Below are 21253 nucleotides of genomic sequence, written 5' to 3'. Positions count from 1 at the left end.
CCGTCAGCCGTCGGTCGAGATGATCCGGTCGTCGTTCGCACCCGGTGAGCCGTTCGCGTCCTGGTTGGACGTGCCGAGCCACAGCGTGCCGTCCGGCGCCGGAGCCACCGACCGCACGCGGCCGTAGCTCGTGAAGACCGCCTGCGGGGTGCCGAGCGTGGTGCCGTTCACCGGGATCTTCCACACGCGCTTGCCGGTGACGGCGCCGATGTACAGCGCGTTCTTGTAGTACGCAACGCCCGCCGGACCGGCCTGGCTGGTGGACCAGGTCTTGACCGGGTTCGTCATGCCCGCGGTGTTGCAGTTGCCTTCACAGGTCGGCCAGCCGTAGTTCTTGCCGGCCTCGATGCGGTTGAGCTCGTCGGTCGTGTTGTTGCCGAACTCGGTGGCGTACGCGGTGTTGCCGACCCAGGTGATGCCCTGGACGTTGCGGTGCCCGATCGAGTAGACGACGCTGCCGGCGCGGGGGTTGCCGGCGGCGGGCCTGCCCGCGGTGTCGAAGCGGAGCACCTTGCCGCCCAACGAGTTCCAGTTCTGCGCGGTCGAGGTGTTCTGCCCATCGCCGGTGGTGGCCCACAGGTAGCCGTCCGGACCCCACTGCAGGCCGCCGCCGTTGTGGTAGCGGTTCTTGGGGATGCCGGTGACGATCGGCTGCGGCGTGCCGCCGAGCTGCAGCTTCGCGACGCGGTTGTCGCTCGCCGTCGAGTAGTAGATGAAGACCGAGTTGTCGGTCGCGAAGGTCTTCGACACGGCGAGGCCGAGGAGTCCGCCCTCACCGCCCGTCAACTGGGCCTGCTCGACCGTGTCCAGCTCGGTCACGGTCGTGCCCTTGAGCTTCTTGATCTTGCGGGTGTCCCGTTCGGTGAAGATGCCGCTGCCGTCCGGCAGGAACTCGATGTCCCACGGGATGTCCAGCTTCGTGGCGATCGTCCGCTCGGCCAGAACTGAGGGATCGTCCTGTGCCGACGCGGGCATCACGCCGAGGGATGCGGCCATGGCAGTGCAGGCTGCCACCGCTGCGATACGACGAGCACGCATGTGCTCTCCTCCGGTCCGCTCGTGATGGTCTGCGGCGGCGGTGTTGCAGGGCGTGTTCAAGCAATCACATATCGCATCACCCCGCAACAGTGGTCCGAGGTTCCGGGATTTCCACGGTCGGCTCGTCCGAAACGAGACGTCACTCCTCCGATGACTTTCGACAACTTCGTGGACGGTCTAGACCGCGACCGTCCGGACGCCATACCGTGAGGTCGCCGCCGCGCCCCCACGGAAAGCGCTTGCCTGCCCGACCTGGGCAGACAGGCCCGAGAGCCGAGGAGTTGCGCATGAACGTTGCCGTCACCACGACCGAGACCAAGCTGCCCGAGGTCAGGCGCGAGTGGGTCAAGCCCGACTTCCGCGACTTCGAGACGCCGATGGAGGTCACCGCCTACGCGGCCCGCAGCTGACGTCAGGCATCGCGCCGGGGTTCCTGGTAGGACGCACGGGAACCCCGGCCCCGCGCGTTCCCGGAGGAGTTCCCGCCATGACTGCCGTTGCCCCCGCGGAGTTCGTCGCCGAGCTGCGCGCCCTCGCACCCCGGTACTGGGACAGCCACCCGTTCCACCTGCGCATGCACGCCGGACAGCTGAGCAAGCACGAGCTGCAGGCCTGGGCCGCGAACCGCTGGTACTACCAGCGCTGCATCGCCCAGAAGGACGCCGCGATCCTGTCGAACTGCCCGTCGCCGGAAATCCGGCGGCAGTGGCGCGAGCGGATCGTCTGGCACGACGGCACCCGGCCCGGCGAGGGCGGCGCGGAGAACTGGATCCGCCTCGCCGAGGCCGTTGGCCTGACGCGGGAGGAGGTGCTCGACGAACGGCACGTGCTGCCCGGCACGCGGTTCGCCGTCGACGCGTACGTGAACTTCGCGCGCACCAAGCCGTGGGTCGAGGCCATCGCCTCCGGGCTCACCGAGATGTTCTCGGGGGCGTTGATGCGCAAGCGCCTGGCGGCGTTGCGGGAGCAGTACCCGTGGATCGCCGAGGAGGGCTTCGCCTACTTCACCGACCGGATCCAGGCGGTCGCCGGCGAAGGACGGGCCACTGTGGACATCGTCGTCGAGCACTCGCTGACCCGGGAACAGCAGCTGGCGGCCGTGGCCGCGTTGTCGTTCAAGTGCGACGTGCTGCGGGCCGTGCTGGACGCGGTCGACTACTACTCGGGCAAGGGCCGGCCGTGACGACCGCCCTGGACGCCGTGCCGCGGATCCGGCGCGGGGTGAAGTGCACCTTCGACCAGATCCGGGAGGCGCACGTGGTGCTGTTCCCCGAGGGTGTGCTGGTGCTGAACGAGACCGCCGCGTCCGTGGTGGCGTTGTGCGACGGCGTCCGGTCCGTCGGCGACATCGCGCTGGCGCTGGCCGAGTCCTACGACGGTGTCGAGCCGTCCGACATCGCGGAACTGGTGGCGCGGCTGGTCGAGCGGAGGGTGGTGGACGTCGATGGCTGAGGCGCCCTTCGGCCTGCTGGCCGAGCTGACGCACCGGTGCCCGTTGCAGTGCGGCTACTGCTCGAACCCGCTGGAGCTGGTCCGCCGGGACGCCGAGCTGTCGACCGAGAACTGGCGACGCGTGTTCGACCAGGCCCGCGCGCTCGGCTGCCTGCAGATCCACCTGTCCGGCGGGGAACCGTTGCTGCGGCCCGATCTCCCCGAGCTGGTGGCGCACGCGAACAGCCTCGGCTGCTACGTCAACCTGGTCACGTCCGGCGTCGGTCTGTCGCGGGACCGGTTGCGCACGCTGGCTTCGCTGGGCGTCGACCACGTGCAGCTGTCGTTGCAGGACGCGACTCGTGCCGGGAACGACCGGATCGCGGGCATCAAGGCGTTCGACCGCAAGGTGGAGGCGGCGGCGCACGTGCTCGACGAGGGCCTGCCGCTGACCGTGAACACCGTGCTGCACCGGCAGAACCTCGACAACATCGCCGGCATCATCGCGATGGCGGAGCGGATGGGCGCCGAACGCCTGGAGCTCGCCAACACCCAGTACTACGGCTGGGCGCTGCGCAACCGCGCGGTGCTGCTGCCGACCCGCGAGCAGCTCGCCGCCGCGGACCCCGTCGTCGCCGCGGCGCAGGAACGGCTGCGCGGCCGGATGGAGATCGTGTACGTCATCGCGGACTACCACGAGGCCCACCCCAAGCCGTGCATGTACGGGTGGGGCGCGCGGCAGCTGACGGTGGCGCCGAACGGCGACGTGCTCCCCTGCCCGGCCGCCACGGTGATCACCTCCTTGGAGATCGAGAACGTGCTGTCGTCGTCGTTGCACGACATCTGGCACGACTCGCCGTCGTTCAACGCCTACCGCGGCTTCGAGTGGATGTCCGACCCGTGCCGCTCGTGCCCGCGCAAGGAGGTCGACTTCGGCGGGTGCCGCTGCCAGGCGTTCCAGCTGACGGGGGACGCGGCGGCGACCGACCCCGTCTGCTCGCTGTCGCCCGACCGGTCCACTGTGGACCTGATCCTGGAGACCGAGATGACGCCGGCCGAGGAGCCCGCGATGGCGATGAGGAAGATGCGGTGAAGGCGGTCCTGCTCGGCACGACGGCCGGTGGCGGCTTCCCGCAGTGGAACTGCGCGTGCGGCCTGTGCGTACGCGCCCGTTCCGGCTCGTTGCCCTCGCGTTCCCAGGACTGCCTGGCGATCAGCGCCGACGGCACCGGCTGGTGGCTGGTCAACGCCTCGCCGGACATCCGCACGCAGATCGCCTCCTGCGCGTTGTTGAACCCCGGTCCCGGACCGCGGGAGACGCCGTTGCGCGGCGCGTTGTTCACCGACGCCGAGCTCGACCACACGCTGGGGCTGCTGACGTTGCGCGGCGGCGCGGGCCTCACGGTGTGGGCGCCGGGCACGGTCCTGCACGCGTTGAAGGACCAGTTCGACGTGCGGTCGGTGATCGACGGGTACGCGCCCGTGGCGTGGCGTCAGATCGACGACCAGCCGGTCGACCTCGGTGGCCTGCGGGTGACCGCGATCCCGATCAGCGCGAAGAAGCCGAAGTACGCCCGTTCGTCCACTGTGGACGGGCACTGGGTGGTCGCGTACCGGTTCTCCGACCCCGTCACCGGTGGCGTGCTGGTCTACGCGCCCTGCCTGGCGTCGTGGCCCGACGGGTTCGACGAGGTGGTGGCCGGGGCCGACTGCGTGCTGCTGGACGGCACGTTCTACGCGGCCTCGGAGATGGGCGCGGCGACCGGCAGCGCGTCCGGCCAAGCCGCCATGGGCCACCTCCCGATCACGGCCTCGCTGCCCGAGCTGCGGCGGTTCCCGTCCGTCCGGCGGCTCTACACCCACCTCAACAACACCAACCCGGTGCTCGACCCGGCGTCGCCGGAATCGGTGAAGCTCCGCGACGCCGGAGTCGAGGTGCCTGTGGACGGCACGGTGATCGAGCTTTAGGCCAGAATCGGCGGATGTCCTACGTGATCGGCGGACGACCGCTGGCGGCGCGACTCGTCGCGGAGATGCCGACGTTCGTGCGGCAGGTGATCGCGTCGCTGGTGGAGCGCGTGCCCGCGTACGCGCAGCTGCCCGCGGAGGAGCTCGCGGGCGACATCCACCGCGTCACGGAGCACGCCCTGCGCGCGTTCGCCGCCGTGCTCGACACGGGAGCGTTGCCGTCGGCGGAGGAGCTGCGGTTCCTGCGCGAGTCGGCGGCACGGCGGGCCGAGGAGGGCGTGCCGATCGACGTGGTGCTCACGGCGTACCACGTGGGCATCCAGGTCGTCTGGGAGACGCTGGTGCCCGAGGCGCGGCCCGAGGAGGTTGCCGACGTCCTGGCGCTGAACGCGTTGGCGTTGCGGTACCTGCAGCTCGTGACGCCCGTCGTGAGCGCCGGGTACCTCGACGAGCGGCAGACGATGTTCGACGACGAGCGCTCCGCGCGGGCGACGTTGCTGACGGGCCTGCTCGCCGGCACCGCGGAGGCGCCCGGACCGCTCGTCGTGCTGGCGCTGGACGTGCCGCCGCACCCCGACGAGCTGCTGCCGGGCGTGGACGCGGCCGTGGCCTCGCGGCGGAAGCTGCGGCGGGTGCGCGTGGAGCTCGAACGCCACAGCCGGGAACCGGTGCTGTCGTCGCTCACGCCGGAGGGCGGCCTCGCGTTGCTGCCCGGCGAGGACCTGCCGTTGGAGCGAATCGTGGCGGACGTGACGCGGGCGTCCGGCGTCGCCCTGACCGCGGCGGCGGTCGCGGCCCCACCCTCCGGGGTCGCGGCCGCCGCCGTGCTGGCGCGTGAGGTGCTGTCGGTCGCCCTGCGGTCAGGACCGGGCCTGTACCGGCTGTCCGACGTGCTGCTGGAGTACCAGCTCTCCCGGCCCAGCGCCGCGCTGGAACCGTTGGCCGAGATCGTCGCGCCGCTGACCGACGAGCTCGTGCAGACGCTGGAGGTCTACCTGCGCCGCGGTTCGCGCAGGCCGGCGGCCTCCGAGCTGCACGTGCACCCGAACACCGTGGACTACCGGCTGCGCCGGGTCGCGGAGCTGACCGGCCTCGACCCGACGCGCATCGAGCACGTCACGCTTTTGACGGCTGCGCTTGCTGCGCGGCGCGCGCGACCGTAGCCCCGAAGGCCGCCATGCCCGCCGCGTTGGGGTGCAACGGCGCCGCGATCGTCGTGGGGATCAGGCCCTCGAGGTACCGGTCGGAGGGCTTGGCGCAGGTGTCGTGCCCGACGCTGACCGCCGCGAGATCCACGTAGGTCGCGCCGCGCTTCTCGGCCTCCGCCCTGGCCGTGGCGCTGAGCAGGTTGACGGAAGCCTGCAGGTAGTCGGCGTCCCGCGCCCAGATCGGCTGCACCGGGTAGCACCCGCCGGGCCGGATGTAGGTGCCGTAGCCGGTGACGAGGATCTTGGCCTTGGGCGCCCGCTTCTTCACCTCGTCGAGGGCCTGGCCGAACTCCGGCGCCCAGCCCTTGATCGCCGCCGCGACCTGGTCGCCACCCGCCGTGAGCCGGTCCCTGCACGAGAGCCCGATCGGCTCCGGCAGCAGGTTGATGCAGCCCAGCGCGGTCTGCACGAGCCCGACGTCGTTGCCGCCGATGGTGATCGACACGAGGTCCGTCGTGGACTTCAGCGCGTCGAACTGCGGCTTGACGAACCCGAACTGCCTGCCCGAGAAGTCCTCGGTCTTCGCTCCCGAGCAGGTGACGTCCGTGAGCTGGGCGCCGAGGATCTTCGCCGCCACCTGCGGGTAGTTGTTGTTGCTGCTGCGCAGGCACCACAGCGCCGGGTCCTGGTTCGGGATCAGCGGTCCGGCCGCCGCCGAGTCACCCAGCGCCACGTACTCGAGCGTGTCCGCCTGAGCGGTGCTTGTTCCGGCGACCAACATCGCCACCACAGCCATCCCGGCCAAGATCCGCATCCCGGTCCTCCAACGTCGTTGTCAGGTCAGCTCATCGTGGTGGCTCAGGTCACTGGCGCGGGTAGGACGTTGCCCAGAGTCATCCGGTCGTGTTTGTGACCGATCACAATGGGCGTCGTGACTCCTTCTGCTCTGCTCTCGCTGGCCGTCTCGTCGTGCGTGGACGCGGCGGCGCTGCTGCGTTCCGTCGAGGTCGACGTGTTCGCGAAGGGCGCGGTCGACCAGGTCAGCAACGTCGACCTGGAGGTGGAGGCGTTCCTGCGTTCGGCGTTGACGGTGGGCGCGCCCGGCTCGGCGGTCGTCGGCGAGGAGCTCGGCTCGGCCACCGCGTCCGTCACCTGGTACGTCGACCCGATCGACGGCACGCGGAACTTCGTGCGCGGCCTCCCGTTGTCGTGCATCTCCGTCGCCGCGGCCGTGGACGGCGCGCTGGTCGCGGGCTGCGTGCTCGACCCGTTCCGCGACGAGCTCTTCACGGCGGCTGACGGCGTGCCGTTCGCCGTCCGGTCGTCCGGCCTGGCGATCACGCCGGGCACGAGCCCCCGCCCGTTGGTGCTGACCGACATCCCGTTGCCCGGTAGCCCGTACACCGGCGAGATGGAACTGCTCGGCTCGTTGATGGAGATCGCCGACGTCCGCCGCGTCTACTCGACAGCCCTCGCGCTCGCCTGGGTCGCGGCGGGCCGCGCGGACGCCGTGGCGAACATCGGTACGTTCCCGTGGGACGTGGCGGCGGGCGCGGTGCTGGTCCGCGCGGCGGGCGGCGAGTTCGTGGAAGTGGCGGAGAACGCCTTCGCGGCCGGCCGTGGTGAGATCGTCGACTGGCTGGCAACACGCGTGAAGGGCATCGTCTCGTGATCGATCTCAGCGGCAAGGTCGTCCTGGTCACCGGCACCCACGGCAGGGTGGGTGCCGGCATAGTCCGCCGCTTCCTCGACGCGGGCGCCACCGTCGTGAGCCACAGCGGCACCGACGACGGCGACCTGCGCACGTCGGCACAACGGGTGGTCGACGACGCCTTCGCCCGCCACGGCCGCCTCGACGCGGTGGTCAACAACGCGGGCATCCAACCCGTGACTCCGTTGCCGGACATGACCTCCGCGCAATGGCAGTCCGTGATGGACACCAACCTGATGGCCCCGTTCGCCGTCACCCAGGCCGCGGTCGCGCTTTTGCCGGCAGGCGGCTCGATCACGCACATCGCGTCGATCGAGGGCAGCCACCCGGCCCCGGGCCACGCCCACTACGCCGCCTCGAAGGCGGGCCTGATCATGCACGCCCGAGCCGCCGCCCTGGAGTACGGCCCGTTGCGCGGCATCCGCGTGAACACGGTCTCCCCGGGCCTGATCGCCCGTCCCGACATCGAGTCGTCGTGGCCGTCCGGGGTGGAGCGGTGGAAGGCCGCAGCACCGTTGGGGCGTCTCGGGAAGCCGTCGGACGTCGGTGACGCGTGCGTGTTCCTGGCCTCGGACCTGGCGTCGTGGATCACCGGACACGATCTCGTGGTGGACGGAGGCGTGACGGCGCGCCCGACCTGGTGACCCAGACGGACACGTACAGCCAGACGGCGGTGAACGCTACGAGCGTGACCACGGCCTGGGTTGCTTCCGGCCTTTTAGGACGGAACTCGCCACGACCGAACTCCTCGCCGACCACCGGTTCGCCGATGAGGTGGGGCTTCAGGAACCCGCGCACCGTGGTGATCGTGGTGCTGTCGCCGCGCTGCACCCTGGCGCGGCACTCGGACACGAACCCGAAGCCGTGCCAGGTGATCGGGCCCTCTTGCCGGCACGACAGCGCGGTGATGGTGAGGTCGGCGTCCGCTATCTCGACCTCGTCCCAGAAGTGGGTGAAGACCGTGGCGCCGAGCAGGTAGCCGAACGTGGGCATGACCAGGAACGCGAAGACGCGGTGCAGGGTTTTCGACACGACCACGACACCGACGCTAGCGTCACTCGCCGACGAGGTACCGGTAGGACACCGGGGTCAGGTGCGGCTCCACGACCTTCCACGGGTGGACCACCTTGAGCTCACCGCCCGAGGCGGCCGGCGGTGTGACCGAGTGGTCCAACACGATGCGGCTGACGATCACCAGCATGGTGTCCGGGTACTCGCGCAGGTGGAGCTCGACCTCGTTGCGCGTCAACATGATCTCGGAGGCGTCCGTCCACTTCGTGGTGGTGCCCTTGACCTCGACGTAGAGGTGTTCCGCGCCGCGTCGAGCATCCAGGTCGTACGACTTCGTGGCACCGACGTCCTTGACCGAGTAGCCCAGCGCTTCGAGGTGTTCGACCGCGAGGTCGACGGCCCGCCGTTCGACGGCGACCCGTTCCGCGACGTTCAGCCGCAACCCCTGCCCGCGCCGTGCCTTCCCCGCCGCGTGCTCCGCCTCCACCTCCGCGTCGACGATCTCGGGAGCGGGATCGCCCGGCGGAAGGTCGACGACCGCGAGCTCGTACAACTCGCTGAGCACCGAGCAGAGGAAGACCAGGTCCGCGGCGAGCACCTCCTCGGAGGGCAACGCCTCCACCGGGTACTCGAACGCCACGACGTTCCCGTCCTCGTACGCACGCCCGAGGTTCGACTTGCGCGCCCCCAACGCGATCGTCTCGACCAGATCCGGCCGCACCTGCAGGCTCGCCGCCAACGCGGCCCGCGCCCAGTCCGACCGCTGCCGCAACTCCTGACGGGCCCGAGGCTGGAACTCCCCGTTGCGCCACCGGGTCGCGCCCTGCATCAACGACAGGTAGACCCGATCACCCCGAGCCCCGAACAGGTAGACGACGTACCAGCCCACCGTCGCGGACGGCGACAGGCTGGCGGAATGCACGCGGGCCCAAGGAATTTCGGACTTGAGGCCGGCACCGTCGCTGCCCTCGGCGGCCCAGTCGTCGACCTCGTCCGGCACCGCCGCCTCGACCGCGGGCAACTGCTCCCGCAGCCAGTTCACGACGTCGCGCCGCACCAGCCGGCCGCGCTTCTCCATCTCCTGCGTGTTCTTGGACTGCCAGAAAGGCTGCAACTGCAGGACGTCACGGAGAAGCTCACGCATGGCCTCAAGATCGCACGGAACCCGTCCAAGTGTTACCCGTTCAGGCTCAGTCGCACGGCGACCTCATGGATCTGTGCGATCCCGCCTCAGCAATCGCCACCCGTGACGAACAACACAACGATTGGTACAACAGTGCCAAACCTAGCAGTGCCGCGCCACGAGCTGGGTCGAGCGCCTTGACGATGGCCCTGACCTGCCGCGACGCCGCCGATCAAGATCACTCCGTCCGGCGTCGCCGGAACCGCTGAGCATGATCGACCTGTCGTCACTCTCCGACTACTCTCCGCACATCACCGAGGAGTGGTCAACTGCGCCGAACGAGTCGGCCGAGCAGTGGCCGCGACCAACAAAACACCTGATCAGCCACCATGGTCTGGGCTGGTTGGTAGTGGTACCCCCGACGGGATTCGAACCCGTACTGTGATCCTTTTAAGGGACCTGCCTCTACCGATTGGGCTACGGGGGCGCGGTGAGCCTAGGCCTTGATCGTCGGCTTGTGTGAGCGGATGGTGGTTTCTCGCCCGAGCGGCCCAGCGAATTGGACTAGAGCGAGCATCCGGGTAAGCGTCGAACGGCCCCGAACATCAGCGTGCCCTCCCCGCTCCGAGCAGCTCCTTGAAGCGCAGCGCCACCCAGTCGTGCACGGCCGTGGAGACGCTGCTGTCGCCCGCGCGGTGCTCGAACCAGCGCCAGTCGCAGTTGACGTTGATCTCCAGGAACACGTGGTCTCCACCCGTCACGAGCAGGTCGAACGCTGCCACCTGGACTCGCCAGTGCCGGGCCAGCGCCAACAACTTGTCCGAGAGGGACGTCGGGACCGCGGTCGGCGTGACGCGAACCGCGTCGGGATCCACCCACAGTTGCGCGGGGTCGAGCTTGTCGACCTGGTAGGCGAGGCACTGCTCGCCCACTACGAAGACGCGTAGTTCCGTCTCGGACGGGACGTACTCCTGGACGATCACCGGGGCCGGTTCCGGGGCGTCCGAGGCCCGGGAGGTCTCCAGGGGGCGGGGGAAGAGGCCGTGCTGGACGCCTGGGCGTGGTTCCAGGAGGTGCCTGCCCGCCGTTTTGACGATGCAGGCGCCTCCGCCCGGGCGGGTTCGGCCTGGGCGGGTCGTTACGGCCGTGCGGGGCACACGGAGACCGAACGACGCGGCGTCGGAGAGCTGCGTCAGGCGGTCCAGGTGCGTTGAGAAGCGTGAGGGGTTCACGTGGGCCCAGTCGGAGCGTGAGGCCAGCCAGTTGGCCACTGAGGCCCACTGGTCGACGGCGTAGGCGCCGGCCAGGGTGCCTGGTTCCACCGGGACCGCGGAGAGTTCGAAGTGGCGACGCCAGACGAGCAACGGGCGCAGGAGCCAGCGGTCCAGTTCGATCAGCGGCTGGTCGGTGTAGACCGACAGGGGGAGGTCCACGCAGCGGTCCGCGTCTATGCGGGCCATGCGGATGCCTCGTTCGGCCAGGGCGATGGAGAGCTCGTTCATCTCCATGTCGGCGGCGCGGGCCAGCACGAGGACGCAGGGTTGCGGGTTGCCGTCGCCTTCGTCGACCATGCCGAGGCGGTGGACCTGTTCCTGGAAGTCCAGGCACTTGGGCGGGGAGCGGAAGAGGTATTCCTGGCCCTGGAGCAGAAGGGGCCTGGCGGCCTCGGACGGGGCACCTGGCACCCGCCCGTCAGCCGACCTGCTCAATCGTCCTTCTTGCTGCGGAAAACTTGCCCCGCCTGCGCGTACTCTGCGGCGTACTGCGCCAACGCGGGGTCCTCGATCTCACCGCGACGAAGCTGTGCGGCCAGCTCCTCGAGAGACATCGGGATCACCTCTCTCCCCACATGGCGAATCACGCATTCAGGTGATGCACCAGCCGTAGTCTCCGAAACACGTAACGCAATGTCAAGGCGCCCCTCGAAGCTTTACTCCGATTGGGGGCTCAAGTTCCGCCCCCAGAGCAGCGAGATGCCCCGAACGAGCAGTTCGTCCGGGGCATCGCTCACTCACGGAGAGTGCGGGGCTAACGCTGCGTCACTCCAACGGCGGTCAGGACTGCACCGCGCGGTCGAAGTCCGACTTCGGGTCGTTGATCTGTCCCAGAGCCACGATCTCGCGGCCGTAGAACAGCGCCTGCGTCCAGTCCATGAGCACGCGCAGCTTGCGGTTCACGGTGGGCATGAACGCCACGTGGTAGCTGCGGTGCATGAACCACGCGGGCACGCCCTTGAAGCGCAGGCCGAACACGTCCGCGACGCCCTTGTAGAGGCCGAGGCCCGCGACCGAGCCGAGGTACTTGTGGAAGTAGTCCTTCGGCTTCTGGCCGCGCAGCGACGCGACGATGTTCTTCGACAGCAGCTTCGACTGGCGGATGGCGTGCTGCGCGTTCGGCACGCACGTCGCCGTCGGGTCCTCCTCGATGCGCGAGAGGTCCGGCACCGCGGAGCAGTCACCGGCGGCCCACACGCCGTCGAGGCCCTGGACCTGCATGGCGGCGGTGCACCGGACGCGGCCGCGCTCGTCGAGCGGGAGGTCCGTGTTGCGCAGCACCGGGTTCGCCTTCATGCCGGCGGTCCAGATGATCGTGTCGGAGTCGAACTCCGTGCCGTCGTCGAGGATGACGTGACCACCCTCGAGCGACTTCACGCGGGTGTCGAGGTAGATCTTCATGCCGCGCTTCTCGAGCGCCTCGACGGTCCACGCGCCGAGCTTGGCGGACACCTCGGGCATGATCCGGCCGGCGGCCTCGACCAGGACCCAGTTCATCTCCTCGGGCTTGATGCCCTCGTAGTACTTCAGCGCATACCGCGTCATGTCCTCGAGCTCGGCGAGCGTCTCGATGCCCGCGAAGCCACCACCGATCACGACGAAGCTCAGGAGCTTCTTGCGCAGGTCCGCGTTGTTGGTGCTGGCGGCCTGGTCCAGGCGCGAGAGCACGTGGTTGCGGACGTAGATCGCCTCGCCGATCGTCTTCATGCCGATGCCGACCTCGGCCAGGCCGGGGATCGGGAGCGTGCGGGAGATCGCACCCAGCGCGGAGACGAGCACGTCGTACTCGATCTCCTCGACGTGGCCGTCCGACAGCTCGGCGGTCACGATCTTGCGCGCGTGCTCGATCTTGGTGACGCGGCCGGTGACGACGTGGCAGCGCTTGAGCACCTTGCGCAGTGGCGCGACGACGTGGCGCGGCTCGATCGAGCCGGCCGCCGCCTCGGGCAGGAAGGGCTGGTAGGTCATGTGCGGCTGCGGGTCGATTACCGTCACGGACGCCTCACCGGAGCGCAGTTTCTTCTGCAGTCCGAGAGCCGTGTACATCCCGACGTACCCACCGCCGACGATAACAATCCGAGTGGGGTGCGACTTCACAGCAGCCATACACACATGGTCGCACCAGGACCCCATTTTTCGCGCGTCCGAAGGGGCTGTTGTGACTACCGTCGCCAGGTGATGCCGGACACGATCGCGGCTGACCTGCGCCTCGACCGGAACTCGACCTGTTCTCCCTGAGAGTGTCGATTCAGATCCTCAGCGCCACGACCCCGATGAGGACCGTCAGAGCGCCCAGTCCGAGCACCTCCACGAGACCGATCCCGGCACCCGACGGGACGACGGCCGCGAAGATCGTCACGACAAAAGTGATCACTTGGACAATGGCGAACCGGCGTGCTGGTGCTTTCAGCGCAGCGGGCTCGATTTTCGTTTTCACCGGAACGACCGCCGCGAGCGCGGACGTCACGTGAATGAGGTGCAGCGCCGGAATCAGGACGAGCACCCCGAGGCGCAACGGGTGCCCGTCGGCGAACGCCATCGCGAGCGCCGCGTACCCGATCAGCAACGCCGGCCCGGCGCTCCCCGGCAGCAGCACGGTCAGCACCGTCAGCGCCGCGACGATCAGCAACGGCGCGATCGACGTCGACTCGAGGTGCAGCACCACCGCCACGGGCAGCACCGCGAGCACGATCGCCAGCCTCATCAGCACTCGCGCGTCACCGCCACCCCGTGCTCGGCCATGCGCCGCAGCCGCAGCCGGTGCTCCGCGGCGATCATCTCGGCCGCGACCTCGCCCCATGCCGACTCACGATCGGGCACCAGGTCCAGCGGCAGCGTGCTGATCGCCAGCACCGTGTGGCCGTGCTTGCGCGTCTGCACGGCCAGCTCCGCCACGTCGTCGTCCAGGAACGGCGACAGCAGCACGACCACGCTCCCGTGCGGCAGCTTGCGCAGCGCGACCCGCGACGACCACCCGGCCGCCTGCACGCACACGACGAGCTGCGTGCGGATCCTCAGCAGGTGCCGGCGGCCGACGCCCGAACGGACGTTGAGCTGCGGGCGTGACAGGTCCGTAAACGCCACCCGGTCGCCCTGCCGCAGGTAGCCCGCCGCCATCGACGCCGCCCGCCGCACCGCCCGGTCCAGGCTCCCTCCCGGCCTCGTGGCCGCCCCGTGGTGCGGCGACGACCACGAGGCGACGTCCGCGCCGACGTCCACGCGCGTGTCCAGGGCCAGCACGATCTCCGCGTCGGCCTCGGCGTGCCGCTCGCGGACGTGCACGGTGCCGGTGCGGGTCGTGATACGCCAGTCGATGCGCTTGAGCCGGTCCCCCGGCTGGAACGCCCTGATGTCGCGCAGCTCGGTCGAGTCGCCGGCGCGCGGCGAGCGGTGGATGCCGACCAGCCCCGCGGGCCGCGGCGGCAGCGGGCCGGACGGGTGGTGCTCGACCGGCGGCAGGATCGTGCGGACGTGCTCGGTGCCGACGACCGGTCCGTAGACGTGCATGCCGTCCGGGCCGGCGAACAGGTGGTCCAGCCGCAGGTCGATGCCGGGTCCCCAGGCTTCACGCCGGATCTCCACGGGCAGGTCGGGCGACTGCGCCGGCACGGCCCTGGCGCCGCCAGGCAGCTTCACCACCGCGATCTCGGCGTCCGCGCCGTCCAGGTGGGCGACGGTGTGCACGACGCCCAGCCCGGCCCCGCGCGGCACCGGGCGAACCGTGACCGACGGGGTGCCGGACGGCTTCGACGTCAGCAGCACGGACAGGACCAATGGCACGCCGAACAGCACCAGCTCGACCTGGTGCAGGAACATCCCGCCGACGACGAGCCCGACGCCCAGCCAGACGGCGCGCGAGTACGCGTCCGTCGGGTGCCAGTGCGCGCCGCGCGACCCGGCGATCGCCTCCCTGATCTTGTCCGCCCTGCTCATGAGCTGGGCGGGCCCGGGACCTTGCCGAGCAGTTCGGTGACGACCTGCACCCCGCTCACGCCGGACGTCCACGTCTCGGGCTTCATCACGAGCCGGTGCGCCAGCACGGCGACGGCGCACTCCTTGACGTCCTCGGGCGTCACGTACGCGCGTCCGTCCAAAGTGGCCAGCGCACGGGCGACGAGCACGAGCCCCTGCGCGCCGCGCGGCGACGCCCCCACCTCGACCGAGGCGTGCCGGCGGGTCGCGACGGCCAGGTCGACGCAGTACCGCAGGAGATCGTCGTCCACAGTGGTCTGTTCGAGCAGGGCCTGCAGCTCCGCGAGACGACCCGGCGCCAGCACCGGTGCCACCTCGGCCTCCTCCCGCTGCCGTGCGAGCCGCCGCCGCAGGACCTCGACCTCCTCCTCGGCGGGCGGGTAGCCGATGTCGAGCCGCACCAGGAACCGGTCGAGCTGCGCCTCGGGCAACGGGTAGGTGCCCTCGTACTCCACGGGGTTCGAGGTCGCGAGCACGTGGAACGGCCTGGGCAGCGGGAACGTGCGGCCCTCGACCGTCACCTGCCGCTCCTGCATGGCCTCCAGCAGCGCCGACTGCGTCTTCGGCGGCGTGCGGTTGATCTCGTCGGCGAGCAGCAGCCCCGTGAATACCGGTCCCTGGCGGAACTCGAACTCGCGGTTGCCGGGGTCGTAGAGGAACGACCCGGTGACGTCCGCGGGCAGCAGGTCCGGCGTGCACTGCAGGCGGCGGAAGTCGAGGCTCAGCGCCTGCGCGAGCGACCGCGCGATCAGCGTCTTGCCCAGGCCCGGCACGTCCTCCAGCAGCACGTGCCCGCCCGCGAGCACGGCGGCGAGCGCGAGCCGCAACGTCCGCGTGCGCCCGACGACGACCTTGCCGATCTCGTCGAGGACCGCCTTGGCCTCAAGCGAAATGGTCACTCGACCCTCCTGAGCCTTTCCGCGAGTTCCTTCGGGTCCGGCATCTCCGCCGCCTCGATCCCCAGCCGGGCGAGCCGGGCGCGGAACCGCTCCTGGTAGCGCCTCGGGTCCTCCGCCGCCTCGCCCAGCCTGCTCGCGAGCGTGCTGGCGTGCGCGGTGCTGATGGAACCCGGTGACGGAGGCGACGGGCTCCAGATGATGTCCGTGGCGCGCGGCAGTCTCGTCACGAGGACGCCGAACGCGGTGGGCGGCACGGCGAGCACCGCGGCCCACTCGGGCGGGGCGCCGAGCAGCCAGATGACCACGCCGATGACGACCCCGACGACCAAGGCCAGCGCGGTCCTCACGCGAGCTCCCGGACGATGCGGCCCAGTTCCTGCCGTGCCTGTTCGGCCTGCGCGGCCGTCACGTCCTCGTGCCCGAACCGCGCGCGCTGGTAGAGGTCCCTCAGCACCACCGCGTCCACGCCGAGCCGTTCGGTGAACTCGGTGGGCGTCTGGTGCGGCAGGCGTTCCTCGGCGGCTTCGAGCGCGAGCCAGGCGGCGATCACGGCGTCGCGCGGCGGCCGGTTCGGGTGCTCGGTGAACTCCTGCAACGCCTTCTCCACCCGTCGCACGACCGCTTGCTCGGTCAACTCCCCGCCCTCGATCTCGACGCCGCGCACGCCGCGACGGCGCCACCGGGGCAGCTCGACCGCGAGGACGATCCCGACCAGTCCGAACACGACGAGCCCGGCGAGCACCAGCAGGTAGACGCTGAGCGGCACGGCGACGACGTCGGGCAGGTCGTCCGGCAGCGCGAGGTCCAGCGCGGGCGCGTTGTCCTGCGGCGGCGGGCGGTCGTCGAGGCGGTTGACGAACGTGACGGGCGACGTGCCGGAGGCCGCGACGACGACGAGCAGCAACGCCGCCACCGCCACGCCCGCGCGCCACCACTTCATGGCGGTCAGCCTCGCACGGTTCCGCACCAGCCGGATGATCCTTTGGTCGGGTCTCTAGTCGAACGAGTGCTCGGGCACCAGGCCAGCGAGAAACGTGCGGAAGTCGGGCGCCAGCGCCACCTCGGACTCGTCCTCGGCGTCGAGCCACACCACCGACGGCTCGCCGCCCGCCCGGTAGTCGAGCGCGATCCACGTGTGGCCGTCACCGGTCAGCAGCACCACGGGCGACGGCAGGTCCCACTCCTGCACCAGGTAGGGCGTGTCGAGCAGGGACAGCGAGCCCTCCGCCGTGCCGATGCCCATCAGGCTGTCGAACGGCACGTGGTCCGGCGCCCAGGTCGTGCGGACCCGGGTGGGGAACGCGGACAGGGCGTCCGTGACGGTGCCGCCGTTCTGGACGCGCAGGAGGTCCAGCAGCGAGTCCGGCAGGCGGACGCCCAGCAGTGCCTCGGCGTCGCGGACGGCCTCGTCGGTGAGCGGCGCCTGCACGCCGTAGGTGCCTTCGGCCCAGAACTCCACTACAGCTCCTCGAATCGGTGCATCCGGAACGCGGACCCCCAGCGGAGCGCGTGCTCCTCGTGGCGGTCCTCCCAGAACTCGACCTGCCGGCCCGGCCAGCACGCGGCGATCTCGTCGACCGTGCCGTAGAAGACCGCGGCCGTCCAGAACCCGAACTCGCGACGCGCGACGTCGAGGTGCAGCCCGAGTTCCGGCCCGACGTCCCACTCGGACAGCCGCTCCCAGCCGGTGACCGGCGTGCGCCCGGCCAGCGCGTCCAGCAGCGCGGGCCGGCCCACAGCGGCTCGCATCGGAGGTGGTTCAGCTGGTACCCGAGCACCGAGCCGTCGGAGTGCCGGACGGTCACGAGGGTGTTGGCGCAGTCCAGCTCACCTGGGCCGGAGTGCAGCACCGGTTGCACGCGGGGCAACTCGCGCACGGAGGTCCGGTCGAGCCCGAGGTGCGCGACCACGTCCTCCAGCCCGCCGTAGGCCCAGCGGACCTGCCAGCCGGGCCAGTGCGCGGCGATCGCGGCCAGCCTGCGCCGCCGGTCGTCGACACCGTCGTGGTGCCAGGTGAAGAGCAGCAGGACGCGGTGGACGGTGTCGACGAGCGAGGCGCCCTCGCACCAGACGTCGTCCAGCCAGTGGTCGACGCGCCGCACCTCGCGTATGTGCTCGAGCACGTCGGCCGGATCGTCCGCGAAGGTGCTGAGCAGCGGAACCGCGCCGTTGTGCTCGTAGTACAGCTCCCAGCCGTGCTCGCCCACGATCACGTGGTTCGTCCGGCTGCCCATCAGACGGGCTCGGCGGGCGGGACGTGCTGTCCCGGCACGCCGCCCATCTCCACGTACCGGGCACGCGCGTCGTCGAGGCTCTCCCCGCCGTTCGGACCGCCGCGGACCACCGAGCTGTCGTGGTCGTCCTGCCCGTCGTCCTCCCACCAGCACTCGGGGCAGAACTCGAACGAGCCGCGCCCGGCGAGCGTCAGGTGGCCGCAGCACGGGCACGTGTACGGGCCGTGCTCGGCCGGCGCGAAGACGTGCTTCCAGCCCAGCGGGGCCACCACGCCCGTGGAGACCCGCGCCACGCGCGGCACGATGCGGAAACCCTCGCCTTCCATGCCGCGGATCCTAGGCAGACCCGGCGGCCCGTTTCAGCACGTTTTGCAGCATCTCCTGGGTGAGCCTGCCGGTGTACGTGTTGTGCGGCGACACGTGGTAGCACCCGAACACCCGCAGCCCGCCCACGACGGCCTCCACGCCGTGCCCGAACTTCGGCCGCTCCGGCCCCAGCAGCGGCAGCACCGCCTTCCACCCGAACGCTCCGAGCACCATCACCGACCGCAGCCGCGGCATCAGCGAGATCTCCTCGCGCAGGAACGAGGAACACGTGTCGCGTTCAAGAGGCGTGGGCTTGTTCTCCGGCGGTGCGCACCGCACGGGTGATGCCATGCGCACGCCGTAGAGCTCCATGCCGTCGTCACGGGACACCGAAGTCGGTTGCGAGGCCATGCCGACCTCGTACAACGCGCGGTACAGGAAGTCGCCGGACGGGTCGCCGGTGAACATCCGGCCGGTGCGGTTGGCGCCGTGCGCGGCGGGGGCTAGGCCCACGATGAGCAGCGAGGCGTCCATCGGCCCGAAGCCCGGGACCGGCTTGCCCCAGTAGGTCTCCGTGCGGAACGCCGCGCGTTTCTCGACCGCCACGGTCTCCCGCCACACGACCAGGCGCGGGCAGGCTCGGCAGGCCGTAATTCGATCGTCGAGTTCCGTAGTGTTGCTCCCATGTCCGAGGAGAAGACCGAAGAGAAGCCCGAGTCTCCCGCTGATGATCTGGTCACCACCCAGCACAGCATCACCGTCAAGGGCCGCGAGCTGAACTACACCGCCACCACCGGGCGGATCGTGCTCAAGGAGGAGGTGTTCAAGGACGGCGTGTTCGAGGGCCACAAGCCCAAGGCCGAGGTGTTCCTGACCGCCTACACGCTCGACGGCGCCGACCCGCTGACGAGGCCCGTCACGTTCGCGTTCAACGGCGGGCCGGGCTCGGCCAGCCTGTGGCTGCACATGGGCGTCCTCGGGCCGCGCCGTGTTCTCAGCGGTGACGTCGGCAACCTCACCGCGCCGCCGTACGGGATCGCCGACAACGAGGAGACGCTGCTCGCCGAGAGCGACCTCGTGTTCATCGACCCCGTGTCGACCGGTTACTCCCGGGCCGCGCAGGGCGAGAAGCCCGGCAGCTTCCACGGCTACCAGCCCGACATCGACTCGCTCTCCGAACTCATCCGCCTGTGGACCTCGCGCAACGGCCGGTGGATGTCGCCGAAGTACCTCTGCGGCGAGTCGTACGGCACGCTCCGCGCGGCCGGTCTCGCCGAGCAGCTGCAGAAGAAGCACGGCATGTACTTCAACGGCCTGATGCTGATCTCCAGCGTGCTCGACTTCGCGACTCTCGAGTTCAACGAGGGCCACGACCTCGGCTACACGCTCTTCCTGCCGACGTACGCGGCCATCGCGAACTACCACGGCCTGCACGGCGACCGGCCGCTCAAGGAGGTGCTCGCGGAGGCCGAGGAGTTCGCGGTCCGCGACTACCCGTACGCGCTGGCCCGCGGCAACCGCCTGAGCGACGTCGAACGCGCCGCCACGATCGAGAAGCTCGCGCGGCTCACCGGCCTGTCCGAGGAGTACGTGGACGCGGTCGACCTGCGCATCGAGCACATCCGGTTCTTCACCGAGCTGCTGCGCCGAGACCGCAAGACCGTCGGCCGCATCGACGGCCGCTTCACCGGGTGGGACAAGGACTACGGCCGCGAGGAGATCTCCGCGGACCCGTCCATCGACGCGATCCTCGGCCCGTACACGGCCACGATCAACCACTACCTGCACTCCGAGCTCGGCTACTCCAACGACCTGCCGTACGCGACGTTCGCGTCGGAGGCCATCGAGAAGTGGTCGTACAAGGAGTTCGAGGGCCGCCACGTCACGACGGCGGGCAGGCTCTCGGCGGCGATGCGGGCGAACCCGCACCTCAAGGTCCACGTCGCGTTCGGCTGGTACGACGGCGCCACGCCGTACTTCGCGGCCGAGCACCTCATCGCGCACCTGCAGATCCCGAAGGAGCTCACGGCGAACATCGAGTCGGCCTACTACCCGGCCGGTCACATGATGTACGTCCACGAGCCCAGCCGGGTGCAGCAGTCCGAGGACCTGGCGGCGTTCGTGCGGAACTCCTCCGGCAAGTGATCCTCGACCTGTCCGACGACGCCGTCCTGCGCGAGCTCTGGACGGTGCAACGGCTGGCGTACGCCGTCGAGGCCGAGCTCATCGGCTTCGACGGCATTCCCGCGCTGCACGAGTCGCTCGACGACCTGCGCGCCTGCGACGAGACCTTCCTCGGCCTGCACGACGAGGAAGGCCTCGTGGGCGCGGTGTCCTACCGGCTCGAAGGCTCCACTGTGGACATCTGCCGGCTGGTCGTGCACCCGCGGGCGCACCGGCGCGGCATCGCCACGAAGCTGCTGGACGCGCTGCCGGACGGGCCGCAGGTCGTCAGCACCGGTACGAAGAACGAGCCCGCACTCGCGCTCTACCGCAGGCGCGGCTTCGTGGAGACCGGCACGCGCGAGGTCGGTCCGGGTGTGTCGATCACGGACCTGGCCCGAGAGTGATCATCTTCCTCAACGGGACGTCCAGCTCCGGCAAGTCGAGCATCGCGGAGGCGTTGCTGGAGGAGCTGGACACCCCCTTCTTCCACCTGAGCATCGACGCGTTCAGCGCGATGTGCGCGGGCGAGAAGGCCATGGCGCTGCCCGAACCCGAACTGGCCGCGTTCCTGCGCCGCATGCGGGCGGGCTTCCACCGCGCCGTGGCGGGCATGGCGCGGGCGGGCAACGACCTGGTGGTCGACCACCTGTTTAGCGAGCCCTGGCGGCTTCAGGACTGCCTGGAGGTGCTGGAGGGCCTGGACGTCGTGCTCGTGGGCGTGCACTGCCCTCCAGACGAGCTGGAGCGGCGCGAACGGGCTCGGGGTGACCGGATCCCGGGCCAGGGCGTCGCGCAGCTGGAGAGCGTCCACCGGCACGGCGTCTACGACTTCGAGGTCGACACCAGCACGCGCAGCCCGCGCGAGTGCGCCCAGGCGATCAGGGAGTTCCTGGACCGCGCTCCGAGGGCACGGGCTTTCGACGAACTGAGGGGCCGCGCCCGCAGGCACGACCCCTCAGCCACGTAGGACAC

General features: G+C 70.2%; 27 protein-coding genes and 1 tRNA gene. 11 read left to right on the top strand and 17 right to left on the bottom strand.

Annotation, left to right across the window (positions count from 1 at the left end; all coding sequences use genetic code 11):
• Window positions 1-3: 3 nt before the first annotated feature.
• Window positions 4-996 (bottom strand): PQQ-dependent sugar dehydrogenase, encoded by a 993-nt coding sequence (locus ABZX02_RS20375; protein ID WP_355300136.1) that lies wholly within the window; start codon window positions 994-996, stop codon window positions 4-6.
• A 329-nt stretch (window positions 997-1325) separates the two neighbouring features.
• On the opposite strand from ABZX02_RS20375, the gene pqqA reads away from it, so the two are divergent.
• From pqqA to ABZX02_RS20345, 6 genes are all read left to right on the top strand, one after another.
• On the top strand, window positions 1326-1448 hold the full coding sequence (gene pqqA, locus ABZX02_RS20370) for a pyrroloquinoline quinone precursor peptide PqqA (protein ID WP_063758378.1): 123 nt from the start codon (window positions 1326-1328) through the stop codon (window positions 1446-1448).
• A gap of 77 nt (window positions 1449-1525) precedes the next feature.
• A complete protein-coding gene (gene pqqC / locus ABZX02_RS20365; RefSeq protein ID WP_355300135.1) occupies window positions 1526-2221 on the top strand; it encodes a pyrroloquinoline-quinone synthase PqqC in 696 nt (231 codons plus the stop codon).
• Complete coding sequence (pqqD, locus tag ABZX02_RS20360; RefSeq protein WP_355300134.1) at window positions 2218-2490, top strand: pyrroloquinoline quinone biosynthesis peptide chaperone PqqD; 273 nt, start codon at window positions 2218-2220, stop codon at window positions 2488-2490. Before pqqC ends, pqqD begins: the two co-directional genes overlap by 4 nt.
• Window positions 2483-3562: a pyrroloquinoline quinone biosynthesis protein PqqE gene (gene pqqE, locus ABZX02_RS20355; RefSeq protein WP_355300133.1), complete on the top strand. Its 1080-nt coding sequence runs from the start codon at window positions 2483-2485 to the stop codon at window positions 3560-3562. Before pqqD ends, pqqE begins: the two co-directional genes overlap by 8 nt.
• Window positions 3559-4437: a pyrroloquinoline quinone biosynthesis protein PqqB gene (gene pqqB / locus ABZX02_RS20350; RefSeq protein ID WP_355300132.1), complete on the top strand. Its 879-nt coding sequence runs from the start codon at window positions 3559-3561 to the stop codon at window positions 4435-4437. The genes pqqE and pqqB overlap by 4 nt, the downstream gene beginning before the upstream one ends.
• Window positions 4438-4451: 14 nt before the next feature.
• Window positions 4452-5600, top strand: a complete 1149-nt coding sequence (locus ABZX02_RS20345; RefSeq protein ID WP_355300131.1) for a helix-turn-helix domain-containing protein — start codon at window positions 4452-4454, stop codon at window positions 5598-5600.
• On the opposite strand, the gene ABZX02_RS20340 is transcribed toward ABZX02_RS20345, so the two are convergent.
• Window positions 5554-6399 carry an SGNH/GDSL hydrolase family protein gene (locus tag ABZX02_RS20340; RefSeq protein ID WP_355300130.1) on the bottom strand — a complete coding sequence of 282 codons (846 nt, stop codon included), beginning with the start codon at window positions 6397-6399 and terminating at the stop codon, window positions 5554-5556. The genes ABZX02_RS20345 and ABZX02_RS20340 overlap by 47 nt on opposite strands.
• Before the next feature lie 117 nt (window positions 6400-6516).
• On the opposite strand from ABZX02_RS20340, the gene ABZX02_RS20335 reads away from it, so the two are divergent.
• Entirely contained in the window at window positions 6517-7257 is a 741-nt protein-coding gene (locus ABZX02_RS20335) for an inositol monophosphatase family protein (protein ID WP_355300129.1), read from the top strand.
• The gene (locus ABZX02_RS20330) at window positions 7254-7940 is read left to right on the top strand and encodes an SDR family NAD(P)-dependent oxidoreductase (protein ID WP_355300128.1); all 687 of its coding nucleotides are present in this window, start codon (window positions 7254-7256) and stop codon (window positions 7938-7940) included. Before ABZX02_RS20335 ends, ABZX02_RS20330 begins: the two co-directional genes overlap by 4 nt.
• On the opposite strand, the gene ABZX02_RS20325 is transcribed toward ABZX02_RS20330, so the two are convergent.
• The 15 genes from ABZX02_RS20325 to ABZX02_RS20255 all read right to left on the bottom strand — a co-directional run bounded on the left by ABZX02_RS20325 (window position 7885) and on the right by ABZX02_RS20255 (window position 18769).
• Complete coding sequence (locus tag ABZX02_RS20325; protein WP_355300127.1) at window positions 7885-8334, bottom strand: DUF6346 domain-containing protein; 450 nt, start codon at window positions 8332-8334, stop codon at window positions 7885-7887. The genes ABZX02_RS20330 and ABZX02_RS20325 overlap by 56 nt on opposite strands.
• A gap of 16 nt (window positions 8335-8350) precedes the next feature.
• On the bottom strand, window positions 8351-9451 hold the full coding sequence (locus tag ABZX02_RS20320) for a DUF3578 domain-containing protein (RefSeq protein ID WP_355300126.1): 1101 nt from the start codon (window positions 9449-9451) through the stop codon (window positions 8351-8353).
• Between the two features lie 389 nt (window positions 9452-9840).
• Window positions 9841-9917: transfer RNA gene (locus ABZX02_RS20315), tRNA-Leu, on the bottom strand.
• A 118-nt stretch (window positions 9918-10035) separates the two neighbouring features.
• Window positions 10036-11139 carry a hypothetical protein gene (locus tag ABZX02_RS20310; protein WP_355300125.1) on the bottom strand — a complete coding sequence of 368 codons (1104 nt, stop codon included), beginning with the start codon at window positions 11137-11139 and terminating at the stop codon, window positions 10036-10038.
• Complete coding sequence (locus ABZX02_RS20305; RefSeq protein ID WP_256238980.1) at window positions 11136-11258, bottom strand: hypothetical protein; 123 nt, start codon at window positions 11256-11258, stop codon at window positions 11136-11138. The genes ABZX02_RS20310 and ABZX02_RS20305 overlap by 4 nt, the downstream gene beginning before the upstream one ends.
• 226 nt (window positions 11259-11484) lie before the next feature.
• Window positions 11485-12810, bottom strand: a complete 1326-nt coding sequence (locus ABZX02_RS20300) for an NAD(P)/FAD-dependent oxidoreductase (RefSeq protein WP_355300124.1) — start codon at window positions 12808-12810, stop codon at window positions 11485-11487.
• A gap of 142 nt (window positions 12811-12952) precedes the next feature.
• Window positions 12953-13408: a hypothetical protein gene (locus ABZX02_RS20295; protein WP_355300123.1), complete on the bottom strand. Its 456-nt coding sequence runs from the start codon at window positions 13406-13408 to the stop codon at window positions 12953-12955.
• The gene (locus ABZX02_RS20290; RefSeq protein ID WP_355300122.1) at window positions 13408-14637 is read right to left on the bottom strand and encodes a DUF58 domain-containing protein; all 1230 of its coding nucleotides are present in this window, start codon (window positions 14635-14637) and stop codon (window positions 13408-13410) included. The genes ABZX02_RS20295 and ABZX02_RS20290 overlap by 1 nt, the downstream gene beginning before the upstream one ends.
• On the bottom strand, window positions 14634-15575 hold the full coding sequence (locus ABZX02_RS20285; RefSeq protein ID WP_355300121.1) for a MoxR family ATPase: 942 nt from the start codon (window positions 15573-15575) through the stop codon (window positions 14634-14636). The genes ABZX02_RS20290 and ABZX02_RS20285 overlap by 4 nt, the downstream gene beginning before the upstream one ends.
• On the bottom strand, window positions 15572-15922 hold the full coding sequence (locus ABZX02_RS20280) for a hypothetical protein (protein ID WP_355300120.1): 351 nt from the start codon (window positions 15920-15922) through the stop codon (window positions 15572-15574). The genes ABZX02_RS20285 and ABZX02_RS20280 overlap by 4 nt, the downstream gene beginning before the upstream one ends.
• Window positions 15919-16542, bottom strand: coding sequence for a DUF4129 domain-containing protein (locus ABZX02_RS20275; protein ID WP_355300119.1), 624 nt, complete (start codon window positions 16540-16542; stop codon window positions 15919-15921). Before ABZX02_RS20275 ends, ABZX02_RS20280 begins: the two co-directional genes overlap by 4 nt.
• Before the next feature lie 27 nt (window positions 16543-16569).
• The gene (locus ABZX02_RS20270) at window positions 16570-17034 is read right to left on the bottom strand and encodes an SMI1/KNR4 family protein (protein WP_355300118.1); all 465 of its coding nucleotides are present in this window, start codon (window positions 17032-17034) and stop codon (window positions 16570-16572) included.
• A complete protein-coding gene (locus ABZX02_RS20265; RefSeq protein ID WP_355300117.1) occupies window positions 17034-17324 on the bottom strand; it encodes a hypothetical protein in 291 nt (96 codons plus the stop codon). The genes ABZX02_RS20270 and ABZX02_RS20265 overlap by 1 nt, the downstream gene beginning before the upstream one ends.
• Before the next feature lie 484 nt (window positions 17325-17808).
• The gene (locus ABZX02_RS20260; protein WP_355300116.1) at window positions 17809-18135 is read right to left on the bottom strand and encodes a CPCC family cysteine-rich protein; all 327 of its coding nucleotides are present in this window, start codon (window positions 18133-18135) and stop codon (window positions 17809-17811) included.
• A gap of 10 nt (window positions 18136-18145) precedes the next feature.
• A complete protein-coding gene (locus ABZX02_RS20255; protein WP_355300266.1) occupies window positions 18146-18769 on the bottom strand; it encodes a uracil-DNA glycosylase in 624 nt (207 codons plus the stop codon).
• Window positions 18770-18799: 30 nt separating this feature from the next.
• Between ABZX02_RS20255 and ABZX02_RS20250 the strand changes: the two genes are divergently transcribed.
• The 3 genes from ABZX02_RS20250 to ABZX02_RS20240 are packed head-to-tail and all read left to right on the top strand — an operon-like array spanning window position 18800 to window position 21248.
• A complete protein-coding gene (locus tag ABZX02_RS20250; RefSeq protein WP_355300115.1) occupies window positions 18800-20260 on the top strand; it encodes a peptidase S10 in 1461 nt (486 codons plus the stop codon).
• Window positions 20257-20685: a GNAT family N-acetyltransferase gene (locus ABZX02_RS20245; RefSeq protein ID WP_355300114.1), complete on the top strand. Its 429-nt coding sequence runs from the start codon at window positions 20257-20259 to the stop codon at window positions 20683-20685. The genes ABZX02_RS20250 and ABZX02_RS20245 overlap by 4 nt, the downstream gene beginning before the upstream one ends.
• Window positions 20682-21248 (top strand): AAA family ATPase, encoded by a 567-nt coding sequence (locus tag ABZX02_RS20240; protein WP_355300113.1) that lies wholly within the window; start codon window positions 20682-20684, stop codon window positions 21246-21248. The genes ABZX02_RS20245 and ABZX02_RS20240 overlap by 4 nt, the downstream gene beginning before the upstream one ends.
• Window positions 21249-21253 lie beyond the last annotated feature (5 nt).

Source organism: Lentzea sp. NPDC003310 (genome assembly GCF_040610935.1).
GTDB lineage: Bacteria > Actinomycetota > Actinomycetes > Mycobacteriales > Pseudonocardiaceae > Lentzea.
This window is presented reverse-complemented; position numbering and strand designations above follow the sequence as displayed.

Coding starts and splice junctions, on each gene's coding strand:
- ABZX02_RS20375 (WP_355300136.1), bottom strand. CDS start 996: ATGGCCGCATCCCTCGGCGTGATGCCCGCGTCGGCACAGGACGATCCC.
- pqqA (WP_063758378.1), top strand. CDS start 1,326: ATGAACGTTGCCGTCACCACGACCGAGACCAAGCTGCCCGAGGTCAGG.
- pqqC (WP_355300135.1), top strand. CDS start 1,526: ATGACTGCCGTTGCCCCCGCGGAGTTCGTCGCCGAGCTGCGCGCCCTC.
- pqqE (WP_355300133.1), top strand. CDS start 2,483: ATGGCTGAGGCGCCCTTCGGCCTGCTGGCCGAGCTGACGCACCGGTGC.
- ABZX02_RS20345 (WP_355300131.1), top strand. CDS start 4,452: ATGTCCTACGTGATCGGCGGACGACCGCTGGCGGCGCGACTCGTCGCG.
- ABZX02_RS20340 (WP_355300130.1), bottom strand. CDS start 6,399: ATGCGGATCTTGGCCGGGATGGCTGTGGTGGCGATGTTGGTCGCCGGA.
- ABZX02_RS20320 (WP_355300126.1), bottom strand. CDS start 9,451: ATGCGTGAGCTTCTCCGTGACGTCCTGCAGTTGCAGCCTTTCTGGCAG.
- ABZX02_RS20305 (WP_256238980.1), bottom strand. CDS start 11,258: ATGTCTCTCGAGGAGCTGGCCGCACAGCTTCGTCGCGGTGAGATCGAG.
- ABZX02_RS20300 (WP_355300124.1), bottom strand. CDS start 12,810: ATGGCTGCTGTGAAGTCGCACCCCACTCGGATTGTTATCGTCGGCGGT.
- ABZX02_RS20295 (WP_355300123.1), bottom strand. CDS start 13,408: ATGAGGCTGGCGATCGTGCTCGCGGTGCTGCCCGTGGCGGTGGTGCTG.
- ABZX02_RS20290 (WP_355300122.1), bottom strand. CDS start 14,637: ATGAGCAGGGCGGACAAGATCAGGGAGGCGATCGCCGGGTCGCGCGGC.
- ABZX02_RS20265 (WP_355300117.1), bottom strand. CDS start 17,324: ATGCGAGCCGCTGTGGGCCGGCCCGCGCTGCTGGACGCGCTGGCCGGG.
- ABZX02_RS20260 (WP_355300116.1), bottom strand. CDS start 18,135: ATGGAAGGCGAGGGTTTCCGCATCGTGCCGCGCGTGGCGCGGGTCTCC.
- ABZX02_RS20250 (WP_355300115.1), top strand. CDS start 18,800: ATGTCCGAGGAGAAGACCGAAGAGAAGCCCGAGTCTCCCGCTGATGAT.